The organism is Mycobacterium sp. 4858 (genome assembly GCF_900240975.1).
Taxonomy (GTDB): Bacteria; Actinomycetota; Actinomycetes; order Mycobacteriales; family Mycobacteriaceae; genus Mycobacterium.
In genome coordinates this window covers 1,321,869-1,334,811 of sequence record NZ_LT968775.1, presented here as the reverse complement: position 1 = coordinate 1,334,811, position 12,943 = coordinate 1,321,869, and the positions used below count along the sequence as shown (strand labels likewise).

Annotated in this window: 8 protein-coding genes; 5 read left to right on the top strand and 3 right to left on the bottom strand. The window is 68.7% G+C overall.

Annotated elements, in window-relative coordinates; translation table 11 throughout:
• Nucleotides 1-5 precede the first annotated feature (5 nt).
• Together C1737_RS06250 and malQ are read right to left on the bottom strand one after the other, a co-directional pair.
• A complete protein-coding gene (locus C1737_RS06250; RefSeq protein WP_102417517.1) occupies nt 6-887 on the bottom strand; it encodes an LLM class F420-dependent oxidoreductase in 882 nt (293 codons plus the stop codon).
• Between the two features lie 4 nt (nt 888-891).
• The gene (malQ, locus tag C1737_RS06245) at nt 892-3,054 is read right to left on the bottom strand and encodes a 4-alpha-glucanotransferase (RefSeq protein WP_102417516.1); all 2,163 of its coding nucleotides are present in this window, start codon (nt 3,052-3,054) and stop codon (nt 892-894) included.
• Between the two features lie 432 nt (nt 3,055-3,486).
• Between malQ and eccB the strand changes: the two genes are divergently transcribed.
• Nucleotides 3,487-5,004, top strand: coding sequence for a type VII secretion protein EccB (gene eccB, locus C1737_RS06240; protein ID WP_067917304.1), 1,518 nt, complete (start codon nt 3,487-3,489; stop codon nt 5,002-5,004).
• Nucleotides 5,001-9,170, top strand: a complete 4,170-nt coding sequence (gene eccCa / locus C1737_RS06235) for a type VII secretion protein EccCa (RefSeq protein WP_067917302.1) — start codon at nt 5,001-5,003, stop codon at nt 9,168-9,170. The genes eccB and eccCa overlap by 4 nt, the downstream gene beginning before the upstream one ends.
• A gap of 36 nt (nt 9,171-9,206) precedes the next feature.
• Here the strand turns inward: eccCa and C1737_RS06230 are convergent, their stop codons facing one another.
• Nucleotides 9,207-10,379: a cytochrome P450 gene (locus C1737_RS06230; protein ID WP_067917300.1), complete on the bottom strand. Its 1,173-nt coding sequence runs from the start codon at nt 10,377-10,379 to the stop codon at nt 9,207-9,209.
• Nucleotides 10,380-10,572: 193 nt separating this feature from the next.
• Between C1737_RS06230 and C1737_RS06225 the strand changes: the two genes are divergently transcribed.
• From C1737_RS06225 to C1737_RS06215, 3 genes are all read left to right on the top strand, one after another.
• Complete coding sequence (locus C1737_RS06225) at nt 10,573-10,767, top strand: ferredoxin (RefSeq protein ID WP_067917298.1); 195 nt, start codon at nt 10,573-10,575, stop codon at nt 10,765-10,767.
• A 468-nt stretch (nt 10,768-11,235) separates the two neighbouring features.
• On the top strand, nt 11,236-12,474 hold the full coding sequence (locus C1737_RS06220) for a PPE family protein (protein ID WP_068094556.1): 1,239 nt from the start codon (nt 11,236-11,238) through the stop codon (nt 12,472-12,474).
• Between the two features lie 167 nt (nt 12,475-12,641).
• Nucleotides 12,642-12,941 carry a PE family protein gene (locus C1737_RS06215; protein ID WP_068051758.1) on the top strand — a complete coding sequence of 100 codons (300 nt, stop codon included), beginning with the start codon at nt 12,642-12,644 and terminating at the stop codon, nt 12,939-12,941.
• Nucleotides 12,942-12,943 lie beyond the last annotated feature (2 nt).

Genomic DNA, 12,943 nt, shown 5'->3' with positions numbered 1-12,943 from the left:
CGGGGTCATGCAATCAGTGACAGGCGTTGCGCACATGCCGACAGCAGATCCTTGGCCTGCTCGATGTCGGTGGTCGGCGGCATGGCCAGCACAAGCCGGTCGGCGCCCTGCTCGACGAGTCCGCCGGCGCGGTCGGCGTCGATCTTGTTGACCGCGTGGCCCAATGACACTTCGAGGGTAGCCGGATCGCGGCCGGCCGACGACGCCTCGTCGCGCATGACCGCGATCAACGACGCCAGGGCGGGTCCGGTCACGCCGAGCGGCTGAAGGCCGTCACCGAGCCGGCCCGCGCGGCGCGCCGCCGCTCGGCTGTGCCCGCCGATATGGATCGGGAGGCGGGGACCCGCAACGGGTTTGGGGTAGCACATGACGTTGTTGAAGCTGAAGAACTCGCCGTGGTGAGAGGCCCCGTGCGGGTGGTCGGCCCAGAGCGCCCGCAAGACGGCCAGCTGCTCGTCGGCTCGGCGGCCGCGGTCCTCGAAATCGGCACCGCACGTCTCGAGCTCCTCCCTGAGCCATCCCACGCCCACGCACAGTCGTAGCCGCCCGCCCGATAACGCGTCCACGGTGGCGGCCCGCTTGGCCAGGACCACCGGGTGATGGTTCGGCAGCACCAACACGCCGGTGGCCAGCCCCAGGGTGGTGGTGCGGCCGGCCAGGAAGGCCAGCAGGTCCAGCGGGTCGGGGATGGGGCAGTCGGCGGCCAAGCCGACGCGCCCGGATCTGTCATAGGGATAGACGCTGTCGTAGCGGGTGACCAGCACCGTGTGCTCCACGACGACGATCGACTCGAAACCGCATCGCTCCAGGTGACCCGCGAAGGCCGCCATCCATTCCGGATCCGCGGTGACGCCGTCGGCGACCGGGGCCACCACTGAGACCTTCATGGCCTCAGAAGCTAACAGGCGCGCTTTCGGCCGCCGCGGGCGCGATTGCGTGGCGCACGGCCTCGGCCAGGGTGGCCGCCCGGGCATCGGTGAACACGTCCTCGAGCATCATCGGGCGGCCGTCCGTGCCGGTCAGCGGAATCCGCCAGTTGGGGTATTCGTCGGTGGTGCCGGGCTGATTCTGGGTCCGGCGGTCGCCCACCGCGTCGGTCAGCGCCACGCCCACCAGGCGCGACGGTGTCCGTCCCAGGTACCGATACAGGGCAAGGACGACGCTGTCCGCGTCGGTCTCGCCGTCATCGAGCAACCCCACCCGGCGCAATTCGGCCATCCAGGCTGCCAATTGGGCCCGGTCGGAGGCGAGTTCGTCCTCGGCGGGGCGGGGGGGCAATCCGAGGCTTTCGCGTAACCGCACGTGGTCACCCGCCAGGTAGCCGGCGGTCGGCGGCAGATCGTGGGTGGTCACCGAGGACAGGCAGTACTCCCGCCAGCGCTCGGCCGGCAGGGGACCGCCGTTACCGTCGCGGTCCAACTCGAACCACAGGATCGACGTGCCGAGCAGTCCGCGCAACAACAGATAGTCACGCACCCAGGGCTCGACGGTGCCGAGGTCCTCGCCGACCACCAGCGCCCCGGCGCGGTGTGCTTCCAGGGCGACGATGCCGATCATCGCTTCGTGGTCGTAACGCACGTAGGTGCCCTCCGTGGGCGGCGCCCCTTCCGGGATCCACCACAGGCGGAACAACCCGATGATGTGGTCGATGCGCACGCCGCCGGCATGCCGCAGCACCGCACGGATCAGCGCCCGAAAAGGGCGGTACTCCTCCTCATCCAGCCGATCGGGCCGCCACGGCGGCTGAGACCAGTCCTGGCCGAGCTGATTGAACTCGTCCGGCGGCGCGCCGGCGGTGACGCCCAGCGCCAACACGTCTTGCAGCGCCCACGCGTCGGCCCCGTGGGGATGCACGCCGACCGCCAGGTCGTGCATCACGCCCAGCGCCATTCCGGCCCGGACGGCCCGCGACTGCGCCGAGGCCAGTTGCTCGTCGAGTTGCCACTGCAGCCACCGATGGAAATCGACTGTGCCCGAATGCTTTTCGGCGAACGCGGCGACGCCGGGCGCGTGCGGATGCTGCAGCGATTGCGGCCAGGAGTGCCAGTCGGCACCGTGCTTCTCGGCCAGGGCACACCAGATGGCGAAGTCGTCGAGCGCGCCGCCCTCGCGGGCCCGGAAGGCTTGGTAGGACAACTCACGGCCCGCCGACCGCGGCACCCGGTGCAACAGCTCGAGCGCGGCGCGCTTCGCCGCCCACGCGCCGTCGCGGTCGATGGCGTCGAGTCGAGCGGCTCGCTGTTGCGCCTCGGAGCGCAGCCGCCGCACCCGGCTGCGCTTGGGCAGCTCGGCGAACTCGGGAATCGCCTCGACGTGCAGATAAATCGGGTTGATGAAGCGCCGCGACGTCGGCAGATAGGGCGACGGTTCCATGGGGCGCGTCGGGGCGGCCGCGTGCAGGGGATTGACCAACAAATAGTCGGCGCCGTGCCGCGACGCCGACCACACCGCCAGGTCGGCCAGATCGGTCAGATCGCCGACGCCCCACGACTGTTTGGAGCGCACGCTGTAGAGCTGGGCGGCCATCCCCCAGGCTCGGCGGGCGCCGAGCCGCTCGGGCAGCCCGAGCCAGTCCGGCGTCACGATCAGCGCGGTGCTGGTCTCCCCGTCGGAGGAACGCAGATGCACCCGGTGATAGCCCAGCGGCAGGTCGGCCGGCAGCACGAAGCTGGCCTCACCGACCCAGCGGTCGCCCAGGTCGAACGGCGGGGTGAAGTTGTCGACCTGCTGGATCTCGCCGCGCACCGTGCCGTCCTCGAGCTGCAACCAGACCTCGGCGGGATCGCCGTGGGTCACGTGCACCCAGAACCGCGTCTGCTCACCGGTGCGGCCGACGATCGTGGCCGGCAACCGCCGCGTCCAGTGCGACCGCAGCTTGGCGGCCAGGGCCACGTTGCGCTCCTGCTCGGTGGCGGCCGGCACGCCCAGCGCGGCCAACACCGCCACCAGCGTGGATGCCGGAACCGGCACCCGCCGCCCGGTCCAGTCGTCGTACTCGGTCGCGATGCCGTATCTCCTGGCAAGTTCGACCAGCGACGGCGCGAGCTCACTCATACCGCACATCTTGCTGCCAGAATTCGCCGCCCGACCAATCGGGGAGAGGCGCCCACCGGCCGGCGTGCGCCCCCCCCCCGTTTTGCCGGCCCCTGCCGCGCCCGTTCGTTCGCGTCGGCGTGCACGCTCAACAGGACGAGCCGGGCATCCGCCATTACGATGCCCTGAGGAGACATGAGGAGTCCGGGCGGGGATCGGCGGGGGAATCCGATAGTGCCAGTTCAGCGGCGCCTGGCGCGGTGCGGGCCCGGCGCGATCCGGCAAACCGCGCACGACCGGACACCTACAGATAAAGGGATGTGGCAGCGAACGCCATCGGCGCCGCGTGGCGAGGCCCGTACGGGTGCCTTACGGTTGTCGATGTAATTCGCGCAGCGGATATTTACGACGGACAATATCCAGGCGTTCTAGCAGACCGGATGGTGAATTAACGTGGCGGAAGAGAGTCGCGGACAACGCGGGTCGGGGTACGGCCTCGGGTTGTCGACGCGGACGCAGGTGACCGGCTACCAGTTCCTCGCTCGTCGCACCGCAATGGCCCTCACCCGGTGGCGTGTCCGCATGGAGGTCGAGCCGGGCCGGCGGCAGACGCTGGCCGTGGTGGCCTCGGTCTCGGCGGCGCTGGTGATCTGCCTGGGCGCTCTGCTCTACTCGTTCCTCAGCCCGGCGGGCCAGGTCGGGGATTCGCCGATCATCGCCGACCGCGACTCCGGGGCGCTCTACGTCCGCGTGGGCGACAAGCTGTACCCGGCGCTGAACCTGGCTTCGGCGCGGTTGATCACCGGTCGCCCGGACAACCCGCACCTGGTCAAGTCCAACCAGATCGCGAGCCTGCCGCGCGGTCCGCTGGTCGGCATCCCCGGCGCGCCGTCGAACTTCCACCCCACGGCCCCGTCCACGTCGTCGTGGCTGGTGTGCGACACCGTCGCTACCTCGACCGGTGTCAGCGCGCCGTCCGGCGTGACGGTGACCGTGATCGACGGGAACCCCGACCTCAGCAACCACCGGCACGTCCTCAACGGGACGGACGCCGTGGTGCTGAGCTACGGCGGGGACGCCTGGGTGATCCGGGAGGGCCGCCGGTCCCGGATCGACGCGACGAACCGATCGGTGCTGTTGCCGCTGGGCCTGACGCCGGAGCAGGTCGGCCAGGCGAAGCCCATGAGCCGCGCGTTGTTCGACGCGCTGCCGGTGGGCCCGGAGCTGACCGTGCCCCAGGTGCAGAACGCCGGCGCGGCCGCGTCGTTCCCGGGTGCGCCCGGCCCGATCGGCACCGTGATCGTCACGCCGCAAATCAGTGGGCCGCAACAGTATTCACTGGTGCTGGCCGACGGCGTGCAGACACTGCCGCCGCTGGTGGCTCAGATCCTGCAGAACGCCGGGCCGGGCAACACCAAGCCGGTGACCGTGGAACCGTCCGCCCTGGCGAAGATGCCCGTGGTCAACAAGCTGGACCTGTCCTCCTACCCGGACGCCCCGCTCAACGTGGCGGACATCCGCGAGAACCCGGCGACCTGCTGGTGGTGGCAGAAGACCTCGGGGGAGAACCGGGCCCGCATCCAGGTCATCTCCGGCGCGACCATCCCGGTCGCCGCGAAGGACGAGAGCAAGGTGGTGTCCCTGGTCAAGGCCGACACCACCGGCCGCGAGGCCGACCAGGTCTTCTTCGGGCCCGACTACGGCAACTTCGTGGCCGTCACCGGCAACGACCCCGGCGCCAAGACGACGGAATCGCTGTGGTGGCTGACGGACGCGGGGGCCCGGTTCGGCGTCGACGACACCCGGGACGTCCGCGAGGCGTTGGGCCTCAAGACGAAACCGAGCCTGGCGCCCTGGGTGGCGCTCCGACTGCTCCCGCAAGGGCCGACCTTGTCGCGGGCGGACGCGCTCGTGGAGCACGACACCCTACCGATGGATATGTCCCCAGCAGAATTGGCGGTACCTAAGTGAAACGCGGGTTTGCCCGGCCGACGCCGGAGAAGCCTCCGGTCATCAAGCCGGAGAACATCGTCCTCCCGACACCCCTGAGCATTCCGCCTCCGGAGGGCAAGCCCTGGTGGCTCGTGGTGGTCGGCGTGTTGGTGGTCGGCCTGCTGATCGGCATGGTCGGCATGACCTTCGCCAGCGGCTCGCACGTGTTCGGCGGCGCCGGCGCCATCTTCCCGATCTTCATGATCGGCGGCGTCGCGATGATGATGTTCGGCGGCCGGTTCGGCGGTCAGCAGCAGATGAGCCGGCCCAAGCTGGACGCGATGCGCGCCCAGTTCATGCTGATGCTGGACATGCTGCGCGAGACCGCCCACGAGTCCGCGGACAGCATGGACGCCAACTACCGGTGGTTCCACCCGGCGCCGACCACCCTGACCGCCGCGGTGGGCACGTCGCGGATGTGGGAGCGCAAGCCCGACGGCAAGGACCTCAACTTCGGTGTGGTGCGGGTCGGCGTCGGCATGACGCGGCCCGAGGTGACCTGGGGTGAGCCGCAGAACATGCCCACCGACATCGAGCTGGAGCCGGTGACCGGTAAGGCGCTGCAGGAATTCGGTCGCTACCAGAGCGTCGTCTACAACCTGCCCAAGATGATCTCGTTGCTGGTCGAGCCCTGGTATTCGCTCGACGGTGAGCGGGAGCAGGTCCTGGGGCTCATGCGGGCGATCGTCTGCCAACTGGCGTTCTCGCACGGCCCCGACCACGTGCGGATGGTCGTCGTCAGCTCGGATCTGGACGAATGGGACTGGGTCAAGTGGCTGCCGCACTTCGGTGACCCGCGCCGCCAGGACGCCGCCGGCAACGCGCGGATGGTCTACGCGTCGGTGCGCGAGTTCGCCGCCGAACAGGCCGAATTGTTCGCCGGCCGCGGCTCTTTCACGCCCCGGCACGCGAGCTCGTCGGCGCAGACCCCGACGCCCCACACGGTGATCGTCGCCGACGTCGTCGACCCGCAGTGGGAGTTCGTGATCAGCGCCGAAGGCATCGACGGGGTGACGTTCTTCGACCTGACCGGGGCGTCGATGTGGACAGCGGTCCCCGAGCGCACCCTGCGGTTCGACGACAAGGGCGTGATCGAGGCGCTGCCCCGCGACCGCGACACCTGGATGGTGATCGACGAGAAGCCGTGGTTCTTCGCGCTCACCGACCACATCAGTGTCGCGGAGGCGGAGGAGTTCTCCCAGGCGCTGGCCCACTGGCGGCTCGCCGAGGCCTACGAAGAGATCGGCCAGCGGGTCACCCACATCGGCGCCCGCGACATCCTGTCTTACTACGGGATCGACGACCCGGGCCGCATCGACTTCCACGCGCTCTGGGGCGCCCGGACCGACACGATGGGCCGGTCGCGCCTGCGGGCGCCGTTCGGTAACCGCTCCGACAACGGCGAGCTGCTGTTCTTGGACATGAAGTCGCTGGACGAGGGCGGTGACGGTCCGCACGGCGTCATGTCCGGAACGACCGGTTCGGGTAAATCGACCCTGGTGCGGACCGTGATCGAGTCGCTGATGCTCAGCCACCCGCCGGAGGAGCTGCAGTTCGTGCTGGCCGACCTCAAGGGTGGGTCGGCGGTCAAGCCGTTCGCCGGCGTCCCGCACGTGTCGCGGATCATCACCGACCTGGAAGAAGACCAGGCGCTGATGGAGCGCTTCCTGGACGCCCTGTGGGGCGAGATCGCCCGCCGCAAGGCGATCTGCGACAGCGCCGGTGTCGACGACGCCAAGGAGTACAACTCCGTCCGGCTCAGGATGCAAGCACGCGGCCAGGACATGCCGCCACTGCCGATGCTCGTGGTCGTCATCGACGAGTTCTACGAGTGGTTCCGCATCATGCCGACGGCGGTCGACGTGCTCGACTCGATCGGCCGGCAGGGTCGCGCATACTGGATCCACCTGATGATGGCGTCGCAGACCATCGAGAGCCGGGCCGAAAAGCTCATGGAGAACATGGGTTACCGGCTGGTGCTGAAGGCGCGCACCGCCGGTGCGGCGCAGGCGGCGGGTGTGCCGAACGCGGTGAACCTGCCGGCGCAGGCGGGTCTGGGCTACTTCCGGCGCAGCCTGGAGGACATCGTCCGGTTCCAGGCGGAGTTCCTGTGGCGGGACTACTTCGCGCGCGGACTCACCGACGACGGCGACGAGGCGCCCGCGCTGGTGCACAGCATCGACTACGTGCGCCCGCAGCTGTTCACCAACTCGTTCACCCCGCTCGAGGTCAGCGTGGGCGGACCGGAACTCACCCCGGCCGCGATCACCAACGGCGAGACGCTGGAAGCCGACGGCGCGGCGGGTGAGGACGAGGACGTCGAGGGCATCAGGGTCCCCAAGGTCGGCACGGTGATCATCGATCAGCTGCGCAAGATCGACTTCGAGCCCTACCGGTTGTGGCAACCGCCGCTGAACCAACCCGTGCCCATCGACGAGTTGGTCAACCGGTTCCTCGGTCACCCGTGGCAAGAGAACTACGGTTCCGCCAAGGATCTGGTCTTCCCGATCGGGATCATCGACCGGCCCTTCAAGCACGACCAGCCGCCGTGGACTGTCGACACCTCGGGGCCGGGCGCCAACGTCCTGATCCTGGGCGCCGGCGGTTCGGGCAAGACGACGGCCCTGCAGACGCTGATCTGCTCGGCCGCGCTGACCCACACCCCCGAGCAGGTCCAGTTCTACTGCCTGGCCTACAGCAGCACCGCGCTGACCACGGTCGCCCGGCTGCCGCACGTGGGCGAGGTGGCCGGCCCGACCGACCCGTACGGTGTGCGCCGCACGGTGGCCGAGCTGCTGGCCTTGGTGCGCCAGCGCAAGAGCACGTTCCTCGAGTACGGCATCGCCTCGATGGAGGTCTTCCGGCGCCGTAAGTTCGGCGGCGAGCCCGGCCCGGTGCCCAACGACGGGTTCGGCGACGTCTACCTGGTGGTGGACAACTACCGGGCGCTGGCCGAAGAGAACGAGGTGCTGATCGAGCAGGTGAACGTGATCATCAACCAGGGCCCCTCGTTCGGGGTGCACGTGGTGGTCACCGCCGATCGCGAGTCCGAGCTGCGGCCGCCGGTGCGCAGCGGGTTCGGGTCCCGGGTCGAATTGCGGCTGGCCGCGGTGGAAGACGCCAAGCTGGTGCGTTCGCGATTCGCCAAGGACGTCCCGGTCAAGCCGGGCCGCGGCATGGTCGCGGTCAACTACGTCCGGCTGGACTCCGACCCGCAGGCCGGTCTGCACACGTTGGTGGCCCGCCCCGCGCTCGCGACCACGCCCGACTACGTGTTCGAGTCCGACAGCGTGATCGACGCGGTCGGTCGCCTCACCAGCGCCCAGGCCCCGCCGGTGCGCCGCCTCCCGGCGCGGTTCGACCTCGAGCAGCTGCGGGAGCTGGCCGCGCGAGACACCCGTCAAGGTGTCGGCGCGGGCGGAATCGCTTGGGCCATCTCCGAATTGGATCTGGCGCCGGTCTACCTCAACTTCGCCGAGAACGCGCACCTGATGGTGACCGGGCGACGCGAATGTGGGCGCACGACCACGCTGGCCACCATCATGCGAGAAATCGGCAGGCTGTACGCACCCGGGGCGAGCAGCGCGCCGCCGCCGCCGGCTGGCCAGCCGTCGGCGCAGGTGTGGCTGGTGGACCCACGACGTCAGCTGCTGACCACACTGGGTTCGGACTACGTCGAGAAGTTCGCCTACAACCTGGACGGCGTCCAGGCGATGATGGGCGAATTGGCGGCGGTCCTGGCCGGGCGCGAACCGCCGCCCGGGCTGTCCGCGGAGGAGTTGTTGTCGCGGTCGTGGTGGAGCGGCCCGGAGATCTTCCTGATCGTCGACGACATCCAGCAGCTGCCGGCAGGGTTCGATTCGCCGCTGCACAAGGCCGCGCCGTGGGTGACCAGGGCCGCCGATGTCGGGCTGCACGTGCTCGTCACGCGCACCTTCGGTGGCTGGTCGTCGGCGGGCAGCGACCCCATGCTGCGCGCACTGGCCCAGGCCAACGCGCCGCTGCTGGTGATGGACGCCGATCCGGACGAGGGCTTCATCCGCGGCAAGATGAAGGGTGGCCCGCTGCCCCGCGGCCGAGGCCTGCTGATGGCCGAGGACACCGGTGTGTTCGTACAGGTCGCGTCGACCGAATTGCGCAAATAGGCGCCGACGGATACCGCTGCGCTGGGGTTGGCTGGATCAGCCCCAGCGCAGCGGTAGTTCCTTGAGCGCGAAACTCTTTGACGGGAAAGTGATTTCGGGGACGTAGTCCGCCGGCACGTCGAAGTCGGGGATCTGCCTGAGCCATTCGCCGACGATCACCGTCAGCTCGATCCGGCCGAGGTGGGAGCCCAGGCAGCGGTGCGGCCCGCCACCGAAGCCCCAGTGGCGGTGCACCTTTCCGTCCATGACGAGCTCATTGACCGACGTGGCGTCGCTGTCGTCGCGGTTGACCGCCGCCATGCACAACCGCACCGACGTGCCGGGTGGCAACGTCATGCCGCCGATCTCGACGTATTGGGTGGTGATCCGCGGCGCCACCGGCGCCGACGGTTCCAGTCGCACGATCTCCTCGATGAAGACCCGGATCTGCTTCGGGTCGTCGCGAAGCAACTCGCGCAGCTGGGGGCGCCGGGCCAACTCGAGCAGGCAGAATCCGATCGCCGCCGTCACCGTGTCCAGACCCGCCAGGATCAGCAGGTGGCTCATGCCCAGCAGTTCCAGGTCGCTGAAATCGCCGTCACTGGCCATGACGCGCGACAGCATGTCGGACCCCGGATTGTGCCGGCGTTGCTGGATAGCGTCGACCAGGTAGGCCAGCAGGTGCCGGCCCTGCTCGAGGTCGCCCGGGGTGAGATACGGCTTATCCGCGACGACCGCGTCCTTCCAGGCGATCAGGCGGTCGCGGTCCTCCAACGGCAGACCGTAGAGGTCCATGAAGACCTGAAACGGGTACAGGCGCGCGAAATCCGCCATCACCTCGCACTTGCCCTCGCCGGCGAACGCAGCGATCATCTCGGCGGCGTGCCGCTCGAGCGCCGGCCGCGACGCGCTCAGTCCGTGCGGGCTGAAGAACGGCTGCAGGATTTTCCGGTAGCGGGTGTGCTGCGGGGGGTCAAAGGCCAACGGCAGCACCGGCAATGGGTGGCCGGGAGGCTGAAGTATCGTCGACGAAAAGACCTTCGGGTTGCGCAGCGCCGCCAGCACGTCCTCGCGGCGCGTGATGTAGTAGTGGCCGTTCATGAACACCACCGGCCCGGCGTCGCGCAGCACCTTCCACCCCACACCTCGATCCGCCGCCATCGGTAGCTTCTCGTAATCGAGCCGGGGGAGGTGGAACGTGCCTTGCTGGCCCTGGCCAGGAGTGGTCATGCGCCCAGTCTCCGCTTGTCTTTAAGTTCTGCTGGCACATCAATATCGCATGTGCGGCAAAGGGACACGAATCCGCGTGCGGGGCGAATACACGGTCCACTGCGGCCGGCGATGGCCGCACCGTGTCGCGGGCTACACCGAGCGACTACTCTACGACTCGATTCCTTAAATGCGTCGTCCGGGGAGGGAGCCGGTGAGGGTTCGTCTCGACAAGTCGAAATGCGTGGGCCACGCGCAGTGCTATGCCGTCGATCCGGATCTGTTCCCGATAGACGATTCGGGTTATTCGACGCTCGAAGAACACGAGGTGAGGCCCGAGGACGAGCAGCTGACGCGCGACGGCGTCGCCTCCTGTCCCGAGATGGCCCTGGTGCTCGAAGAGGACTGACCGCCGGCGTGCGGGCGAGGGAAACCGCGGATGAACAATCGGTTGCCGGACATGAACGTGAGTCGACAGGGAGTGAACATTGGCTGGCCTGGAATGAACAGTTGGCTTCGCGTATCGGAGCACTCGCGGTAACAAACTAATCTCATTGGCGAGCGACAGTTCGGACACACGCGGGCTGTCGCTCGGTTGCTGACAACGGGGATCAATCGAGGCTTCAAGGTGCACGTTGTTCTTGACCGGACGTCCGAAACGCGTGGTGATAGACCACATTTGGGCGCCGTGTCCGGGATCGGCAGGACGCGCCGGCGAGCCCGCCGACTGGGGTGGTGGACCGCGAGGTCTGAGTCGGCGATCCCCACGTCAGCAGCCGGGGGGTGGCGTTTGCTTACGAAGCCGTGACTACGGCCACCACTGATTCCGATACGACGGTCGCGATCGCGAGAGGTCGCGACCAACTGAGGAGAACAGGTGTTTGACTTCGGGGCGTTACCGCCGGAGATTAACTCCGGTCGGATGTATGCAGGACCAGGCTCGGGGCCGATGATGGTCGCGTCGGCCGCCTGGGATGTGCTTGCAGCCGAATTGGGCACGGCGGCAAGCGCTTACAACTCGATCATCGACGAGCTGACGAACGGGCCCTGGGTGGGCCCCGCCTCGACGTCGATGGTGGCGGCCATCACGCCCTACGTGACCTGGCTGGGTGCCGTCGGCGGTCAGGCCGAGGAGACCGCCAGTCAAGCGCGGGCTGCCGCCGCCGCATTCGAGGCCGCGTTCGCGATGACCGTCCCGCCGCCGGTGATAGCCGCCAACCGCGTCTTGTTGGCGACGCTGATTGCGACCAACTTCCTGGGTCAGAACTTCCCCGCCATCGCGGCCACCGAGGCCCAATACATGGAGATGTGGGCCCAGGACGCAGCGGCGATGTACACCTACGCCGCCGCCTCGACCACCGCCTCGCAGATGACGCCGTTCGCGGCGGCGCCGCAGACCACCACGCCGGACGGCGAATCCCAACAGTTCGCCGCTGTCTCGCAGGCCACCACGCAGCAGGCCGGCAACACCGCGCAAACCGTCGCCCACACGTCGTCGCAGATGGCGACGCCGCAGGCGTTGTCGGCCACCACCACCTCGCAGGCGACGCAGCAGGCCACTGCCGCGGCCACCACGGGGACGACCACCGGGACCTCGGTGCAGGACATCTTGCCTACCCCGAATACCTGGTGGTGGCAGATGGGCCCCGGTGATTACACCGCGATCATCAAACAGACGCTGCAGGCGTACTTCGGGGTGGGTATCGGAAACTTCGGCTGGTCGATAGGCCAGCAGCTCACCTTCGGTCCCGGCGGTGCGACGGCGGGTGCCGGTGGTGCCTGGTTCCCGACACCGGCGTTCGCTCAGTTGGGCCTCGGCAACCTGGGCAACGCCGCCGGCGCGGTGACCGCGAGTACCGGACAGGCGGCTCAGGTCGGCGGGCTCTCGGTGCCCCAGCAGTGGGCCACGTTGGCTTCCACGGTGAGCTCGGCCGATGCCGCCGAGGCGGAGGCCGCTCCGATTCAGACCGTTTCGGCGACCAACCCACCCGGCAACGCCCTGCTGCGCGGTATGCCGACCGGCGCGGTGGGCCGGCGGGCCGGCGCCGCCGCCGGCTATTCCCACAAATATGGCTTCCGCTACAGCGTCCTGACCCGCCCGCCATCGGCCGGATAGGGAACGTCCAAGTGAACGGAAGTTGTCCAGTTATGAACAGTCGGCACTAGGGAGGCAAGGCACCGCGTGACCCATCTAATCTCACGAGTAAGCCAAGCCCCCGGTGGGCCCGAAGGCAAACAGATCCTCGAGAGCCGGCGAGCCGGGAAAGTAGGGAGGGACTTCAGATGTCTTTTGTGACGACGCAGCCGGAGGCGCTCGCAGCGGCGGCGGGCAGCCTGCAAAGCATCGGCTCGGCGCTCAACGCGCAGAACGCAGCCGCGGCGGCCCCCACCACCGGAGTGGTCCCGGCCGCGGCCGACGAAGTGTCAGCGCTGACAGCGGCGCAGTTCGCCGCGCATGCCCAGATGTACCAAGCCGTCAGCGCTCAGGCGGCGGCGGTTCACGAAATGTTCGTCAACACTCTCAGCATGAGCTCGGGGTCGTATGCCGTGACTGAGGCGGCCAACGCGGCCGCGACGGGTTAAAG